Source organism: Actinomycetospora lemnae (assembly GCF_028737315.1).
Classification (GTDB): Bacteria; Actinomycetota; Actinomycetes; order Mycobacteriales; family Pseudonocardiaceae; genus Actinomycetospora; species Actinomycetospora lemnae.
The window spans coordinates 14873-31407 of record NZ_JAQZAO010000023.1; the positions used below are offsets into that span (position 1 = coordinate 14873).

Annotated in this window: 15 protein-coding genes; 2 read left to right on the forward strand and 13 right to left on the reverse strand. The window is 75.0% G+C overall.

Translation table 11 applies throughout. The features are described from left to right. Nucleotides 1-28: 28 nt before the first annotated feature. The 10 genes from PGB27_RS28910 to PGB27_RS28955 all read right to left on the reverse strand — a co-directional run bounded on the left by PGB27_RS28910 (nucleotide 29) and on the right by PGB27_RS28955 (nucleotide 10693). Nucleotides 29-2209 carry an Rv1355c family protein gene (locus PGB27_RS28910; RefSeq protein ID WP_274203914.1) on the reverse strand — a complete coding sequence of 727 codons (2181 nt, stop codon included), beginning with the start codon at nucleotides 2207-2209 and terminating at the stop codon, nucleotides 29-31. Further along, nucleotides 2206-2922: a hypothetical protein gene (locus PGB27_RS28915; protein ID WP_274203915.1), complete on the reverse strand. Its 717-nt coding sequence runs from the start codon at nucleotides 2920-2922 to the stop codon at nucleotides 2206-2208. Before PGB27_RS28915 ends, PGB27_RS28910 begins: the two co-directional genes overlap by 4 nt. Before the next feature lie 216 nt (nucleotides 2923-3138). Beyond that, nucleotides 3139-3711 carry a TIGR03086 family metal-binding protein gene (locus PGB27_RS28920; protein WP_274203916.1) on the reverse strand — a complete coding sequence of 191 codons (573 nt, stop codon included), beginning with the start codon at nucleotides 3709-3711 and terminating at the stop codon, nucleotides 3139-3141. 40 nt (nucleotides 3712-3751) lie between these two features. Next, complete coding sequence (gene der / locus PGB27_RS28925) at nucleotides 3752-5152, reverse strand: ribosome biogenesis GTPase Der (RefSeq protein WP_408630138.1); 1401 nt, start codon at nucleotides 5150-5152, stop codon at nucleotides 3752-3754. A 33-nt stretch (nucleotides 5153-5185) separates the two neighbouring features. After that, nucleotides 5186-5941 carry a (d)CMP kinase gene (gene cmk, locus PGB27_RS28930; protein ID WP_274203917.1) on the reverse strand — a complete coding sequence of 252 codons (756 nt, stop codon included), beginning with the start codon at nucleotides 5939-5941 and terminating at the stop codon, nucleotides 5186-5188. Nucleotides 5942-6042: 101 nt separating this feature from the next. Continuing rightward, the gene (locus PGB27_RS28935) at nucleotides 6043-6792 is read right to left on the reverse strand and encodes a pseudouridine synthase (RefSeq protein ID WP_274203918.1); all 750 of its coding nucleotides are present in this window, start codon (nucleotides 6790-6792) and stop codon (nucleotides 6043-6045) included. A 76-nt stretch (nucleotides 6793-6868) separates the two neighbouring features. Next, nucleotides 6869-8353: a carboxylesterase/lipase family protein gene (locus PGB27_RS28940; protein WP_274203919.1), complete on the reverse strand. Its 1485-nt coding sequence runs from the start codon at nucleotides 8351-8353 to the stop codon at nucleotides 6869-6871. Between the two features lie 21 nt (nucleotides 8354-8374). After that, a complete protein-coding gene (scpB, locus tag PGB27_RS28945; RefSeq protein ID WP_274203920.1) occupies nucleotides 8375-8959 on the reverse strand; it encodes an SMC-Scp complex subunit ScpB in 585 nt (194 codons plus the stop codon). After that, complete coding sequence (locus PGB27_RS28950) at nucleotides 8956-9765, reverse strand: segregation and condensation protein A (protein ID WP_274203921.1); 810 nt, start codon at nucleotides 9763-9765, stop codon at nucleotides 8956-8958. Before PGB27_RS28950 ends, scpB begins: the two co-directional genes overlap by 4 nt. A 31-nt stretch (nucleotides 9766-9796) precedes the next feature. Then, nucleotides 9797-10693, reverse strand: coding sequence for a ParA family protein (locus PGB27_RS28955; RefSeq protein WP_274203922.1), 897 nt, complete (start codon nucleotides 10691-10693; stop codon nucleotides 9797-9799). 243 nt (nucleotides 10694-10936) lie between these two features. On the opposite strand from PGB27_RS28955, the gene PGB27_RS28960 reads away from it, so the two are divergent. After that, nucleotides 10937-12187, forward strand: coding sequence for an MFS transporter (locus PGB27_RS28960; protein ID WP_274203923.1), 1251 nt, complete (start codon nucleotides 10937-10939; stop codon nucleotides 12185-12187). Nucleotides 12188-12230: 43 nt separating this feature from the next. Here the strand turns inward: PGB27_RS28960 and PGB27_RS28965 are convergent, their stop codons facing one another. Beyond that, nucleotides 12231-12815, reverse strand: a complete 585-nt coding sequence (locus tag PGB27_RS28965; RefSeq protein ID WP_274203924.1) for a TetR family transcriptional regulator — start codon at nucleotides 12813-12815, stop codon at nucleotides 12231-12233. A 101-nt stretch (nucleotides 12816-12916) separates the two neighbouring features. Here PGB27_RS28965 and PGB27_RS28970 point away from each other — a divergent pair, with 101 nt between their 5' ends. After that, nucleotides 12917-14365 carry a cytochrome P450 gene (locus PGB27_RS28970; RefSeq protein ID WP_408630139.1) on the forward strand — a complete coding sequence of 483 codons (1449 nt, stop codon included), beginning with the start codon at nucleotides 12917-12919 and terminating at the stop codon, nucleotides 14363-14365. 45 nt (nucleotides 14366-14410) lie between these two features. Here the strand turns inward: PGB27_RS28970 and xerD are convergent, their stop codons facing one another. Both xerD and ald read right to left on the reverse strand, forming a co-directional pair. Then, entirely contained in the window at nucleotides 14411-15373 is a 963-nt protein-coding gene (gene xerD / locus PGB27_RS28975; RefSeq protein ID WP_274203925.1) for a site-specific tyrosine recombinase XerD, read from the reverse strand. Further along, nucleotides 15370-16494: an alanine dehydrogenase gene (gene ald / locus PGB27_RS28980; protein WP_274203926.1), complete on the reverse strand. Its 1125-nt coding sequence runs from the start codon at nucleotides 16492-16494 to the stop codon at nucleotides 15370-15372. The genes xerD and ald overlap by 4 nt, the downstream gene beginning before the upstream one ends. Nucleotides 16495-16535 lie beyond the last annotated feature (41 nt).

Consider the following 16535-nt stretch of genomic DNA (forward strand, 5'->3'; position numbering starts at 1 on the left):
CAACGCAGGGTAGCCGCCCTGCGGCCGTTCAGGTAATCGACGAGATCTCGGTCAGCGGACGCCGTCGGCTGCGCGGCGCGGGGACGTCGGTGTGGCTCATCCGCAGGACGAGGGCCACCGCCTCCCCGGGGACGAGGCCCACGATCCCCCGGAAGGAGGACTGCAGGGCCGCGAGCTCGTCGGCGAACCGGGGCGACAACACCACCAGATCGTGGGGGTGTGTCGCGTAGAGGAACACCGGGGACGTCGGGTGCACGGCGAGCCCCCGGTCCTCGGCGGCGACCCACACCGCCTCGACCGCGGCGCCGCCCCGCACGAAGTCCGCGGGCGCCGACCCCTCGACCGCCACCACCGCGAGCGCGGAGCTCGACGCCAGTCGGTCGCGGGTGTCCTCGCCGAGGGCGACCCCGGCGTCCCAGTCGGCGAGCAGGGCCATGACCTCCGGGCGCCTCGCGATGGCCAGCTTCGCGAGGTCGGCCGGGTCGAGGCCGAGGGTCCGGGTCTCGATGCCGACGTCGGTCCGTGCGGCTCCGGGCTCGACGAGCTCGGCGAACATCTCGCGGTGCAGGCGGTCGGTCAGGTACCGGATGCGGTCCGACCCGGCCAGCGTCTCCCCCGCCGCGACGAGGTCGTCGCCGGTGAGGAGGTGCACCCGCCCGCCCTCGGCGTGCGCGGCCTCCCGCAGCGCCGCGACGGTGCGGTCCGGCACGGGGGCCGGCCGGCCGTGCGCGCGGTTGGTCCCCCGGCGGAGCACCGCGGCATGGGCGGCCGCGAGGCGCTCGTCGCGGCCCGGGGCGAGACGCAGGGTCGCGACGAGGTCGGGGTCGCCCGGGTCCCCGAAGAGCCGGCACGGTCCGAGGGCGCCCGCCGCGGCGGCCGCCGCCCGGGCGTTGAAGAGGGCCGCGCCGAGCGCGACGTAGCTGCCGCGGTGCTCGACGTCCATCGTCGTCGTCCGCGCGCGGTCGAGGCGCAGCCGGACCACGGGATCGACAGCGCCCCCCACGCCGGCCCCGACCTCGACCCGCCACGGCTGGATGTTGCCGCCCGAGGGGGCACGCCGGACGGCCTCGAGGACCGCGTCGGTCACCGCGTGCCCGGACCCGGGTGCCGGCGGGTCCACCGGCGCGGGCTCGTCGGCCGGGGGCGGCCCGGCCAGGACGGTGTCGAGGGCGTCGAGGCGCTCGTCGAGGTCGACGCGGACGCGCCCGGACGCCGGCCCGCGCCCGGTGCCCAGCCGGCGCACCGCGGCGGCGACGGTCGCCCCGCCCAGCGTGACGTCGCCGCCGAGCTGCGGCCACGTCGTCAGCGTCCGGCCGACCTCGACCATCGAGGCGGCCGTGCGCGCGGACAGGTCCGCGGCGCCGAGGATCCGCAGGACGTGGGGCACCTTGTCCTCGGCGGACAGCGCCCGCAGCGCCGCCGAGTCCACGTCGCCGAGCAGGCCGTGGAGCAGCGGGCGGTCCGGCTCGAGGTCGAAGCGCTCGACGTCGAGCAGGCCGCGGTCGCTCGTCTCCATCAGCACCGGGATGCGCCGGCGGCGCGCCTCCTCGCGCAGCCGCACCTTGATGTCGAGGGAGTCGCACTCCTCGACGAGGACGTCCAGCCCGTCGAGGAACGCCGCGAGGCCGTCGTCGGTCACCCCGTCCGGCTCCACGACGGTGCTCAGGTACGGGTCGAGCTCGGCGATCCGGCGGGCGGCGACGACGGCCTTGTTGACGCCGAGGTCGAACAACGTCGCCGGCAGCCGGTTGAGGTTCGAGACCTCCACCGCGTCGAAGTCGGCCAGCCGCAGCTCCCCGCACAGCCCCTCGAGGGCCAGCGTGTGCGCGATCGTGTGCCCGACGCTCAGACCCACCACGCCGATCCGGAGCCGGCCCAGCCGCTCCTGCTCCGCCTCGGTGATCTTGTTCCGGTTCCGGTCGAGGCGGAGCCGCCGGAAGGCGTCCTGCCCCAGGACGCCGATCAGCGTGCGCCGCCACGGGTAGAAGGCCCAGGTGGTCGGCAGCTCCCCCGGCTCGTCCCCGCGCGCCCGGGACCGGATGCCGGCCAGGTCGGCCCGCTGGGCCTCCCGCCGGTCGACCACCGTGATGCACGGATCGGCGCGCAGACCGGCCAGGACCTCGGCGTCCGCGGGGACCACCTCGTCGAGGAGGACGGCCCGCCACGCCCGGCCGTCGTCCCCCGTGCGGGACGGGCCGATGTCGCTCACCACGCGACGGTCGGGATCGCCGGGGACAGCAGCTGGGCGGTCTCGAGGTCGAGGGCCCGCCGGACGCCGTCCGGGACCGTGGCGGGCAGGTCCCACCGGTCCCACCACAGGAGGTTCGTGCGGTACCGGACGTCCGGATAGCCGGTGGTCGCGAGACCGCCGACCGCGAGCGCGCCGGTCGCGGCCCACATGGGCAGCGCGTGGGCCGCCGCCGTCCCGAACGCGTAGCGGGCGCCCAGGATCATCGACGCGTGCAGCGGGACCCGCGCGAAGCCGGTGACGATCTCGCGGCGCCCGGGGACGTCGCGCTCCACCCACACGGTCTTCGACTCCACCACGCCGAACGGCAGGCGCTCCTCGATCAGCGCCCGGACGAGCGGTTGGTCGGGGTGGCCGTCCCACTCCGCGACGGCGTGCGCCTGGTCCGCGCTGGTGTAGGGCCCCTGCGAGCGCAGCCCGGCGACCACGCGGTCGTCCGCCGAGAGCGCGACGAAGAACAATGCCGTGGCCGCGCCCTCCCGCACGCGGTCGAGCTCGACGACGCCGGTGACGCCGTGGGCGGCGTAGCTGCGCGCGGCACCGTCGAGGTACTCCTCCCACAGGTCCGGCTCCGCCCGCGGCGTGCTGACGACGATGCGGTGGGGCGATTCGGCGATGCAGTAGCTCAGTGGTCGCGCGCCCGAACGGCCGTCCAGGGTGATCACTGCAGTCACGGCGGCTCCCGACCCGTCGGCCGGATCCCGACCCCGACGACCGCGACCCGACAAGATCCATCGTGGTCGGACGATCCCGGCGGACACACCGCCGTCGAGGTGTCACGATCATCGCTCGTCCGCCCCCGTCGCGGCCACGAACCGTGGGCGCCTGCGCCCGGCCGGTGATCGCGCGACCGGCAAACTCGGACGATCCCGTGGACCTCGGGTGTGGCCTCAGCCGGCGGTCGCGAGCGGGCGGTGCGGGTCCCGCCCGGCCAGGGCGAGGACACGCTCGAGCTCGCTCCCGCCGTCGGTGGGCACGACCGGCCCGTAGAGACCGGTGCGCTGCTCCTGCGGCGCGTGCTCGAAGTTCGCCACGAACCCGCGCACGACCGGGAGGTCCTCGTCGCGCACGTCGTAGCCCGCGCCGATCGCCTGCGCGAGGTCCCAGCCGTGCAGCACCAGCTCCTCGAGCGCCACGACGCCGAGCTCGGCACGGGGCATCGTCAGCCCGCCCGCCTGGCCCTCGCCCTCCCACGCGCTCGGCTCGCGCCAGGCGGCGGCGAGGTCGTCGAGGGTGGCGGCGAGCTCGCCGCGCCAGTCGTCGGGCAGCGGCTGCGGCGCCCCACCGGACTCCGCGGCCTCGTGCCGGGCGACCCGCACGAAGTGGCCGGCGAAGGCGAGGAGGTGCCCCAGCAGGTCACGCACCGTCCAGTCGCCGCACGGGGTCGGGCGGGCGAGGTCGTCGTCGCGCACCCGGGCGACGACGCGGGCGGTCTCCTGGGCGGCGGGTCCGAGATCGTGCACGGCGATCGCTCCTGGAGGACGACGAAGTCCTAGGAATGTATCAGCGTCCCCGCCCGCCGCGCTTCCCCTTCTCGCGGACCCGCACGTTGATCTGCACCGGGGTGCCGGTCAGCGGGAAGGTCTCGCGCAGCTTGCGCTCGAGGAAGCGCCGGTACCCGGCCTCGAGGAAGCCCGAGGTGAACAGCACGAACGTCGGCGGCCGGTTCTGCGCCTGCGTCGCGTAGAGGATCTTCGGCTGCTTGCCGCCGCGCACCGGCGGCGGCGTGGCGGCGACGACGTCGGCGAGCCACTGGTTGAGCTGGCCGGTCGGCACGCGCCGATCCCAGTTCTCCAGCGCGGTCCGCATGGCCGGCGCGAGCTTCTGCACCGCCCGGCCCGTGCGCGCCGAGATGTTGACCCGCTCCACCCACGGGAAGCGCACGAGCGCCCGCTCGAGCTCGCGGACCATGGCGTGGCGGCGGTCCTCGTCGACCAGGTCCCACTTGTTCATCGCGAGCACCAGCGCGCGGCCGGCCTCGGCGACCTGCGAGGCGACGCGCAGGTCCTGCTCGCTGATCGGCTGCGAGGCGTCGAGCAGCAGGACCGTCACCTCGGCGGCCTCGATGGCGGCCTTCGTGCGCAGCGACGCGTAGTACTCGGTGCCCGACGCCTGCCCGACCTTGCGACGCAGGCCGGCCGTGTCGACGATCTTCCAGGTCTCGCCGTCGATCTCGACGAGCGAGTCGACCGGGTCGGTCGTGGTGCCGGCGGTCGCGTCCACCACCGACCGGTTCTCGCCGGTGAGCTGGTTGAGCAGGCTCGACTTGCCGACGTTCGGCTTCCCGACGAGCGCGACGCGCCGCGGCCCGCCCTCGATGTCGACGTCGTCACGGGGGCTCTCGGGCATCGCGTCGAGCACGATGTCGAGCAGGTCGCCCGAACCGCGACCGTGCAGGCCCGAGACCGGGTGCGGCTCGCCGAGCCCGAGACGCCACAGGGCCGCGATCTCGCCCTCGCCCCGCGAGTCGTCGATCTTCGTGGCGGCAAGGATCACCGGCCGGTCCGAGCGGCGCAGCGTGCGCGCCACCGCCTGGTCGACCGCGGTCGCGCCGACCTGGCCGTCGACCACCAGCAGGATCACGTCCGCGGTCTGCATCGCGATCTCGGCCTGCGCCGAGATGGCCGCCTGCATGCCCTTCGCGTCGGGTTCCCAGCCACCGGTGTCGAGCAGCGTGAACCGCCGCCCGTTCCAGAACGCGTCGTAGGCGACGCGGTCCCGGGTCACCCCCGAGACGTCCTGGACGACGGCCTCGCGGCGTCCCAGGATGCGGTTGACGAGCGTCGACTTGCCCACGTTGGGGCGCCCGACGACTGCCAGCACCGGCTGCGCCGGGCGGGCCTCGTCGGGAAGATCGCCCGTGCCTTCGCCGATGAGCGAAGCGGGCCCTTCCTGCTGCGTCAACGGTCCAGCTCCGCTGCGCTGCGTGTCCTCACGTCATCCTCCGTGTCTGCCGACTCCCGCGTCGGCGAGGCCGGTGACCAGTCCGCGGTCCTCGGCCAGGTGCTGCAGGCGTGCGAGCACGCCCTCGATGTCCAGCGTCGAGGTGTCGACCTCGACCGCGTCCTCCGCCGCGCGCAGCGGGGACGCGGCGCGCGAGGAGTCGAGCCTGTCACGCCGGGCCAGGTCGGCCTGGGTGTCCGGGGCGCCCGCGCGCCCCGCCGCGGTGTTCTCCGCGTCCCGCCGGCCCGCGCGGACCAGCTCGGACGCGGTGAGGAACACCTTGAGCCCGGCGTCCGGCAGGACGACCGTGCCGATGTCGCGTCCCTCGACGACGATGCCCGCTCCGTCGGCCAGGGCCTCGTCGACGATGCGGCGCTGCTCGGCGACGAGGTGCGCGCGCACCGCGGTGAGCGCCGAGACCGCCGACACCGCGGTGGTGACCTCCGTGCCGCGGATCTCGGCGTCGACGTCCTCGCCGTCGAGACGCACCCGCGGCTCCGCCGGGTCGGTGGACACGGAGACCCGCGCCCCGAGCGCCACGGCCACCACGTCGTCGTCGCCGTCGCTCGCGGTGGCGGCCTCGTCGACGGGCAGCCCCGCGCGCAGGACGGCGAGCGTCACGGCGCGGTACATGGCCCCGGTGTCGAGGTAGCGCGCGTCGAGCCGCATCGCGAGCCCGCGGGCCGTGGTCGACTTGCCCGTCCCGGAGGGCCCGTCGACGGCGACCACCCCGCGCAACGTCCCGTCCATCCCCGCGCCTCCCGAACGTCGACCACACAGCGTTCGGAAGACCATTGTGCCCTGCGGGCGGGTGTGACGTCCGCCCCGCCCGGCGCGCGTCACGCGCCCGATCAGAGTCCGACGGCCTTGTACAGCGCCCCGACCTCGTCCTGACCGAGCTTGCGCAGGGTGCCGGGGCGCTGGTCGCCGAGACGCACGTCACCGACCGCGGTGCGCACGAGGCGCGCCACGGGCTTGTCGACGGCGTCGAGCAGGCGCCGCACGATGTGCTTGCGGCCCTCGTGCAGCACGACCTCGACCATCACCCGCGCGCCCGAGCGGTCGACGACGCGGAAGCTGTCGACCGCGACCGGCCCGTCCTCGAGCTCGACGCCCTCGCGCAGCCGCCGCCCGAGGTCCTTCGGGATCGGCGCGCGGACCTCGGCGAGGTAGGTCTTGGGCACCTCGTACGACGGGTGCATCAGCCGGTTGGCGAGCTCGCCGTCGTTGGTCAGCAGCAGCAGGCCCTCGGTGGCCGCGTCGAGGCGCCCGACGTGGAAGAGGCGCTGGCCCTCGGCCTTCTCCAGGACGATGTCACCGACGCAGCGCCGGCCCTGGTCGTCCCACATCGTCGAGAGCATGCCCTCGGGCTTGTTCAGCGCGAGGTGCACGGTCTCGGTGTCGGTGACGATCCGCGAGCCGTCGACGTGGATCACCGCGGTGTCCGGGTGGACCCGGATGCCCATCTCGGTGACGACCTTCCCGTCGACCTCGACGCGACCCTCGCGCATGAGGATCTCCGCCTGTCGCCGCGAGGCGACGCCCGCGTCCGCGAGCACCTTCTGCAGGCGGATTCCCTCGCTGCCGTCCGACCCGCTCACCGCACTCCTCGTATCCCGGTCGAGCTCCGCTGCACTTCGTCTCCCGACTCGACCGACACTCCAGCGTACGGCCTGGTCAGCGGACCCCGTCCCACACCTCCTGCTCGGCGCCGTCGGGGGTGTCGGTGTCGGCGTCCTCGACGTCGAAGCGCCGCGTCGTGGGCGTCTCGGCCGCGTACTCCGGCCAGCCCGGGTCCCCGTCGCGGGCGAAGGCCACCCACGCCGTGCGCATGCGGGCGGCGAGGGCGCGGGTCTCCTCGGTGTCGGGCACGGCGAACGCGCCGGTGTCGACGTGGCCGACCGCGTCGAAGACGAACGGCAGCTCGCGGCCGTGGCAGGCGCCGAGGCGGTCGGCACCCCAGGCGAACAGGTAGCGCCAGGTCCGGCCCCCGTGAGCAGCGTGCGCGTCCGCGAGGCGGCGGGTGGGCACGCCGAACATCCAGTCGGTGCGGATCGCCTCGTGCAGCGCGGCCGGCGTCGAGCCGCGGACCGCGGCGCGGTAGGCGTCGACGACGCGGTCGGGGTCGTCGTGCAGGCGGGCGACGGAGGCGCGCAGGGCCTGCTCGTCGGGCGGCGCCACCCCCAGTGCCTCGTCGAAGAGCCGGTAGAGCGCCATCTCGTCGGTGTTGTGCCCGACGAGCAGGTCGACCTCGCTCGCGGCGCCGGCCGCGACGGCGTCGACCGGTGGGCCGTCGAGCAGGTCGCCGTCGATCACGGGTCCGAGCAGGGCGAGGCCCATGAGCGGGTCGCGCAGCCCCTGGACGGCGAGGTCGGGCGGGTGCTCGCCCAGCCGCGCGACGGCGGCGACGAGGCCCTCGTCGGGGACGTCGACCAGCGCGTGCGGATCGACGCCGAGCTCGTCGGCGAGGGCCTGGGTCGCCACCGCGGCCTGGGCGGGCGCGAGGACCTGCGAGCCCCCACCGCTCTGCACCACCGCGCGGCGCACGAGGCCGCGCGGCGCGGCGACGAGCAGGTCGGCCACGCTCAGCGCCCCCGCCGACTCCCCGAACACCGTGATGCGGTCGGGGTCACCACCGAAGGCCGCGGCGTTGTCGCGGACCCACTGCAGGGCCGCGACCTGGTCGTGCAACCCGCGGTTGGCGACGACGCCGGGCAGCGCCGCGAACCCCGGGACCCCGAGCCGGTAGTTGATCGCGATGACGACGGCGCCCTCGCGGGCGAGCCGCGTGCCGTCGTAGACCGGCGCGCGCCCGGTGCCGGCGGTGAACGACCCGCCGTGCACGAACACCATGACCGGCAGGCCGGAGCCGCCGCCCTCGGGCGTGCGCACGTCCGCGGTCAGGTAGTCGGTGCCGGGCACCCAACCGGGACCGACGATCGGGCTGATGTCGGGCATCCCCGGGGTGTCGGTCGGGCCCTGCGGTGCCGTCGGCCCGGGGGCGGTGGCGTCCCGCTCGCCGTCCCAGTGCGGCGGCTCGGGGCGGGCGAAGCGCCGCTCCCCCACCGGCGCCGCCGCGTACGGCACGCCGAGGAAGGCGGCCACGCCGTCGGTGACGGTGCCGCGGACCGCGCCGCCGGTGGTCTTCCGGATGTCCTCCACGGCGTGGGGGTGCCCTGTTCGCTACTCGTCGATGTCGTCCACGTCCGGCAGCAGCGGGGCGATCGGCGGCAGCTCGTCGATCGACTGCAGGCCCAGGCGCTCGAGGAACAGCTCGGTGGTGCGGTAGAGCGTGCCGCCGCCGACGTCGGTGCCCGCCTCGATGATCAGCCCGCGGGCGGCCAGCGTGCGCATGACCCCGTCGACGTTGACGCCGCGCACCGCCGCGACCCGCGACCGCGTCACCGGCTGGCGGTACGCCACGATCGCGAGCGTCTCCAGCGCCGCGCGCGTGAGGCGGGTGCGCTGGCCGTCGAGGACGAAGCGCTCGACGTAGGGCGCGAAGCGGTCGCGGCTGTAGAGCCGCCAGCCCTCGCCGGTCGGGCGCAGCTCGATGCCCCGCTCCCGCTCGGTGTACTCGGCGGCCAGGGTCTCCAGGGCGTCCCTCACGCGGGCGACGGGCTGGCCGAGGACGTCGGCGAGCTGGTCGGTCGGCGCCGGCGCGTCCACCACGAGCAGCACGGCCTCGAGCGCGGCGACCAGCTCGGTGTCGGAGGTCAGCGCCTCCTCGATCTCCTCGAGGGGATCGGTCTCCCCCGGGTCGCTCACTCGTCCTCCCCGGTCGCGCTCGCGCTGCCCGCGTCACCCCCGGGCGCCCAGCGGACGCGGAGCTCGGCGAACGCCTCGGGCTGGTCGAGGGCGACGTCGCGGGCGCGGTACATCTCCAGCACGGCGAGGAAGCGTCCCACGACCTCGATGCCCTGCTCGCAGTCGGCGACGAGCTCGGCGAACGTCGCCGCGCCCGCCACCTGCAGGCGGTCCGAGAGGATGCGGACCTGCTCGGGCACCGACACCGTCGACGCGTGCAGGTGGTCCAGGCCGACGGTCGGGGGCGGCTTCGGGCGGAACACCGCCGCCGCGATCTCGGCGAACCCGTCCGCGTCGACACCCAGCTGCACGGGCGGGAGCAGCTCGGCGAACCGCGGCTCCAGCGTCACCGCGCGCGGGTAGCGCATGCGCGCCGCGCCCTCGAGCTCGCGGAAGAGGGCCGCCACCTGCTGGTAGGCGCGGTACTGCAGCAGGCGCGCGAACAGCACGTCGCGCGCCTCGAGCAGCGCGAGGTCCTCCTCGTCCTCCACCTCGGCCTGCGGCAGCAGCCGGGCGGCCTTGAGGTCGAGCAGCGTGGCCGCGACGACGAGGAAGCCGGTGGTCTCCTCGAGGTCCGCGTCGTCGCCCAGGGCCGCGGTGTAGGCGATGAAGTCGTCGGTGACGCGGGAGAGCGCGACCTCGGTGACGTCGAGCTCGTGGCGGCCGATGAGCTGCAGGAGCAGGTCGAACGGCCCGGAGAAGTTGTCCAGGCTGACCTGGAAGCGGGACCGCTCGGGTGCCTCGCTCCTCTCGGGCGCCAGCGTCACGGTCCGGCTCCGACAGGCTTCGCGTCCGGCGTCACCGCGCGATGACCTCACGGGCCAGGGCGCGGTACGCCTCGGCGCCGGCCGAGCGCGTGGCCCACCGGGTGATGGGCTCGCCGGCCACGGTGGTCTCGGGGAAGCGCACGGTGCGGTTGATGACGGCGTCGAAGACGAGCTCGCCGAAGGCCTCGACGACGCGGGTCATCACCTCGCGCGTGTGCAGCGTCCGCGGGTCGTACATGGTGGCCAGGATGCCGGTGATCTCGAGCTTGGGGTTCAGCCGGTCCTGCACCTTCTCGATCGTGTCCATCAGCAGCGCGACTCCGCGCAGGCTGAAGAACTCGCACTCGAGCGGGATCAGCACCCCGTCCGCGCAGGCCAGGGCGTTGACCGTCAGCAGACCGAGGGACGGCTGGCAGTCGACGAGGACGTAGTCGTAGCGGTCGAGCACCGGCGCGATCGTGCGGCCCAGCGACTGCTCGCGGCCGACCTCGGTGACCAGCTGCACCTCGGCCGCGGAGAGGTCGATGTTCGACGGCAGCAGGTCCATCCCCTCGACGGTGGTCGGGCGGATGACGTCGTCGATCGTCGTGCCCTTCTCCATGAGGAGGTTGTAGATCGTCGTGTCGAGCTGGTGGGGCTGCACGCCCAGGCCGACCGACAGGGCGCCCTGGGGGTCGAAGTCGACGAGCAGGACGCGCCGGCCGTACTCGGCGAGCGCGGCGCCGAGGTTGATCGTGGACGTCGTCTTGCCGACGCCGCCCTTCTGGTTGCACATCGCGAGGACGGTCGCGGGGCCGTGCCCGTCGAGGGGGCCGGGAACCGGGACGTGCCGGCGCGGGCGGCCCGGCGGGACCTCGGCGGACTGCTCGGGGGCGTTCTCGGGGGGCTGGTCGGTAGCCGGCCAGAGGACCGGCTGCGGGTTCGACATCGCGTGTCCCTCCCTCGCGTGCCCGGCGCGTGCTCGTGCGATCAGCGTAGGCACCGCGTCGGGCACGCCGGTGCGCGACTCGCCGAGCACGCAACGGGGTGCGTCACGGTCGTCACGGACGGCCACATCTTCTACCCTCTCCGTCACCTTCTCCCGGCCAGCGGAAGACGTGACGACGCCGCGGTGTGACCGCTTGCATACTCACCGTTTCCCTGCCGTCCGTCGACCACGAGGACGTGAGCGATGACGACCGAGCCGACCACCACCGCGACCGGTCCGGGCACCCGCGGCGCCGGCGCGGGCTGGGTGCGCCCGCTGTGCTGGTCCGCGGTGGCCCTCGAGGGCTTCGACCTCGTCGTCCTGGGCGTCGTGCTGCCCGTCCTGCTGCGCGACCCCACCTGGGACCTCGACCCCGCCGGCGCCTCGGTGGTCGTCACCGTCGGCCTGCTCGGCGTCATGGTCGGCGCGCTGGCCGTCGGACCGATCGCCGACGTCATCGGGCGCCGGAAGGCGATGATCTGGACGGTCGCCGGGTTCTCGGTGCTCACGCTGGCGTGTGCGTTCGCGCCGAACCCCGAGGTGCTCGGCGTGCTGCGCTTCCTCGCCGGCCTCGGGCTCGGCGGGGTGCTGCCGGTCGCGCTGGCGCTCGTGGCCGAGTACGCCCCCTCGGGGCGCGGCAGCAGCGCGACCACGATCCTCATGACCGGCTACCACGTCGGCGCCGTCCTGACCGCCCTGCTCGGCATCCTGCTCATCAGCCCCCTGGGCTGGCAGGCGATGTTCGTGGCGGGCGCGATCCCGGCGGTGATCCTGCTGCCGCTGATCGTCCTGCGGCTGCCGGAGTCGGCCCAGTACCTGGAGCGCCGCGGCGCGTCGCGGGACTCGAGCTGGCGCAAGGAGCGCCGCAACCCGGTCGCGACGCTGTTCCACGACGGCCTCGCGCGCCCGACGATCGCGTTCTGGATCGCGTCGTTCATGGGCCTGCTGCTGGTCTACGGCCTCAACACCTGGCTGCCCGAGATCATGCGGTCGGCCGGCTACGAGCTCGGCGCCGCGCTGGCCCTGCTGCTCGTGCTCAACGTGGGTGCCATCCTGGGCCTCCTGCTCGCCGGGACCGTCGCCAACCGGATCGGCGTGCGCCCGGCGACGATCGCCTGGTTCGCCGCGGCGACCCTCTTCCTCGCGCTCCTGTCGGTCCGCCTGCCCGGCATCGGCGTGTACGTCAGCGTGCTGCTCGCCGGCATCTTCGTGTTCTCGGCGCAGGTCCTGGTCTACGCCTACGTCTCGCAGCTCTACCCGGCCGAGGCGCGGGGCACGGCGCTGGGCACGGCCAGCGGCGTCGGGCGCCTCGGCGCGATCAGCGGGCCGATCATCGGCGGCGCGCTGCTCCAGGCCGGCGTGGCGTACCCGTGGGGCTTCTACGCCTTCGCCCTCGTCGCCGCCCTCGGCGCCCTGGGCGTCGTGCTGGTGGGCCGGGCACCCGCGCGCACGTAGCTCCTATGTGAGTAGTTGGCCCGCCTATAGGCGGGCCAACTACTCACGTGGGGGCGGCCAGGTACCGGACCACCGTCGTCGCGATCTGGTCGGCGACGACGTCGGGCGGGTGCAGGGGCAGCACGATGTGGCTGATGGTCAGCCGCGCGGCGATCTCGGCGGCGGCGGTCGCGGTCGCCGCGTCGAGCCCGGGCCGGCGCCGCGCCAGGAAGTCCGCGGCCCGGTCGCGCGCCGCGGCGACGAGCGGCTCGGCCTCGCTGGTCAGCAGCGGCAGCAGTTCCTCGGCGCCCTGGCCGGTCAGCAGCACGCGCAGCAGCGGGTCGCGCGCGGTCGTGTCGAGCGTGGTGCGCACCGCCGAGGACCAGGCGCGGTACAGGTCGTCCTCGCCGTCGAGCGCCGCCTCGAGCTCGCCCAGGAACTCCTCGGTCCGGCGCAGCACCAGCGCCGCGGCGAGGCCCTGCTTGCTCGCGAACTCGTTGTAGAGCGTCTGGCGGCTCACGCCGATGCCGTCGGCGACGTCCTGGAGCCGCAGCCCCCGCCAGCCGCCGGCGACGAGCAGCTCCGCCGCCCGCTCGAGCGCCTCGTCGCGCACGAGTCCCCGGGTGCGGGCGGCGAACGAGCTGGGCACGCCGCGAGGCTAGACGTTCGCTGCCGTCGTGTCTGCACCGTGGACACAAACGCGATTCGTGTCTAGCGTCCGGAGCACCAGCCGATGCCCCGGAGGTGGCCGTGTCCGTGGTCCGCACCGCGACGGGTGAGCGCCTGTCGTCCGTCGTGCTCACGCCGATGCCCGCGGGCGTCGACCGCCGCATCCTCGAGCGGTCGCGGCCGCGGCGGGTCGTGCCGCTCGCGGCGCCGCCGGCCGGGTCGGGGCTCGCGCCGGTCCCCGGTGACCCGGGCCCGCCGGTCATCGGGCACACGCTGACCTACATCCGCTTCGGTCACGCCTTCACCCGCGCGCGGCACGCGACGCTGGGCCCGGTGTCGTGGTGCGGGTTCGCGGGCGAGCACGTGGTCATCGCCGCCGGCCCCGACGCCACCCACGCCGTGCTCACCAACCCCGACAAGGCCTACTCGCAGGACGGCTGGCGCTTCCTCGTCGACGACTTCTTCCACCGCGGCCTCATGCTCCTCGACGGCGAGGAGCACCGCGTGCACCGCCGCGTGATGCAGGAGGCGTTCACCGCACCGCGGGTGGCCGGGTACGTCGACCGCACGGTGCCGGTGCTCCGCGAGGCGATCCCGGCGTGGCCCCGCGGCCGCGAGGTGCGCGTCTACCCGATGCTCAAGCGGCTGACCCTCGACGTCGCCACCCACGTCTTCATGGACGACCGCTCGGGCCCCGAGGCCGAGGCCGTCAACCAGGCGTTCATGGCGTGCGTGCAGGCGGCGAGCGCGATCGTGCGGCGCGACCTGCCCGGCACCCGCTTCCGGGCCGGCCTGCGGGGGCGGGCGCTGCTCGAGCGGTACTTCCGCGACGCGCTGCCGGCCAAGCGCCGCAGCGACGGCGACGACCTGTTCGCCGCCCTGTGCCGGGCGCGCACCCCGGAGGGCGAGGCGTTCACCGACGACGACGTCGTCAACCACATGATCTTCCTGATGATGGCCGCGCACGACACCTCGACGATCACGAGCGCGGCCGCCGCCTACTACCTCGCCGCGCACCCGGACTGGCAGGAGAAGGCGCGGGCGGAGTCGCTGGCGCTCGGCGACGCGCCACCGGACCGCGCCGCGCTCGAGTCGCTGACCACGCTGGACCTCGTCATCAGGGAGTCGCTGCGCCTCGCCGCTCCGGTGCCGGTGGTCATGCGGCGCACGACGCGCGACACCGCGCTGCTGGGGCACCACCTGCCGGCGGGCCAGCTCGTCATGGCCGCGGGCGCGGTGAACCACTTCGACCCGGCGATCTGGACCGGCCCGGACACCTTCGACCCCGACCGCTTCGCCGAGCACCGCCGCGAGGACAAGGGCCACCGCGACGCCTGGATCCCGTTCGGCGGCGGGGTGCACAAGTGCCTGGGCATGCTGTTCGGCTCGCTGGAGGTGACGGCGATCCTCCACGAGCTGCTTCGCCACCACCGCATCACGGTCGCGCCGGGCTACACCCCGCGCTGGGACAACACCTCGCTGCCCGTGCCCGCCGACGGCCTCCCCCTGCGCCTGGAGCCGCTGGGCTGACCGGGGTATGTGAGTACTTTCCACGGCTATAGCCGTGGAAAGTACTCACATACGGGCGCGCGGGTGCGCCGTCGCGAACACCTCGCGGAGCTTGTCGACGGTGACCTGGGTGTAGATCTGCGTCGTGGTCACCGAGGCGTGGCCGAGCAGCTCCTGGACGACGCGCAGGTCGGCGCCGCCGTCGAGCAGGTGCGTGGCGAACGAGTGCCGCAGGGTGTGCGGGGAGATTGCGCCGTCGACGCCCGCCCGGTCGGCGGCCTCGCGCAGCGACGCCCACGCGCTCTGCCGCGACAGGCGGGCCCCGCGCGCGTTGAGGAACAGCGCCGGCGTGCCCCTCCCCCGCGCGGCCAGGCCCGGACGGGCCCGCACGCGGTAGGCCTCGAGCGCCGCGAGCGCCGGCCGCCCGATCGGCACGATCCGCTGCTTGCCGCCCTTGCCGGCCAGGCGCACCGACCGCTCGGTGGTGTCGACGTCGTCGACGTCCAGCCCGACGGCCTCGGAGATCCGCGCGCCGGTGGAGTAGAGCAGCTCGAGCAGGGCGCGGTCGCGCACCCCGGCGAGGTCGTCGGCCTCGCCGCCCCGGGACTCGAGCAGCCGCCCGACGGTCGCGACGTCCAGCGCCTTCGGCAGCCGGCGCGGCGGCGCGGGCGGGTGCACCTCGCGCGCCACGTCCACCGCGACCATGCCCTCGGCCAGCGCGAAGCGGTGCAGGCCCCGGACCGCCACCACCGCCCGGGTCGCCGACGCCGTGGCCAGCGGCGCGCGCCCGCCGGCCCCGGTGCGCAGGCCCACGAGGAAGTCGCCGACGTGGCGCTCGGTCACCGCGGCGAGGTCGGTGACGCCGGCGGTCTCGAGGTGCTCGAGGTAGCGCGCGAGGTCGCGGCGGTACGACGCCAGCGTGTTCTCCGCCGTGCCCCGCTCGACGAGCAGGTGGTCGAGGTAGGCACGGACGGCGGCGGCCGCCGGGACGCGCAGCGCAGCGGAGCCCGACCCGTCGGAGGCGGTCACGCCACCCCCGGCAGCACCTCGGAGAGCTCGCGGACGGGCAGGTCGTGTGCCGCGCCGACCGCGGGGGTGGTCAGCTCGCCGTCGACGACGTTGACGCCCTTGGCGAGCGCGGGGTCGGCGGCCGCCGCGGCCGCCAGCCCCTGGTCGGCGAGCGCGAGGACGTAGGGCAGCGTGACGCCGGTGAGCGCACGGGTCGAGGTCGTCGGCACCGCCCCCGGGACGTTGGCGACGCAGTAGAAGATCGAGTCGTGCACGCGGTACGTCGGCTCGGCGTGGGTGGTCGGGTGGGTGTCGGCGAAGCAGCCGCCCTGGTCGACGGCGAGGTCGACGAGCACCGACCCGCGCCGCATCTCCCCCACCAGCTCCGACGACACGAGCACCGGGGCCCGCGCGCCGGGCACCAGCACGGCGCCGATGACGAGGTCCGCCTCGCGGCAGGCGCGCTCGACCTCCGGCGCGCTCGAGAGCACGGTGCGCACGGCGCCGGCGAAGATCTCGTCGACGCGGCGCAGGGCCCGGACGTTGGTGTCGAGCACCTCGACCGACGCCCGCAGCCCCACCGCGATCGTGGTGGCCGCGAGCCCCGAGGTCCCCGCGCCGATGATCGCGACGCGGCCCGGGCGCACGCCGGGCACGCCGCCCAGCAGCACGCCGCGCCCGCCCTGGGCGTTCTCGAGGTGGTGCGCGCCGACCTGCGGGGCCATGCGCCCGGCGATCTCGCTCATCGGCGCGAGCAGGGGCAGCGCGCCGTCGGCGGTCTGCACGGTCTCGTAGGCCACGGCCGTCGCCCCGGCGTCGAGCAGCGCCGTGGTGCACTCCCGCGACGCCGCGAGGTGCAGGTAGGTGAACAGCACCTGCCCGCGCCGCAGCCGGTGGTACTCCTCGGGCACCGGCTCCTTGACCTTGAGCAGCAGGTCGCTCGACGCCCACACGTCGTCGGCCTTGTCGAGGATCGTCGCCCCCGCGTCGCGGAAGGCGTCGTCGGTGATGGCGGACCCGACGCCGGCACCGGCCTCGATCACCACCTCGTGGCCCCGGCGCACCAGCTCGGTGACCCCGATCGCCGTCAGCGCCACCCGGTCCTCGTGGTCCTTGACCTCCCGCGGCACGCCCACCTTCATGGCCGGACCATAGCGGGACCGCGGGGCCCGCAGCGCCCGCC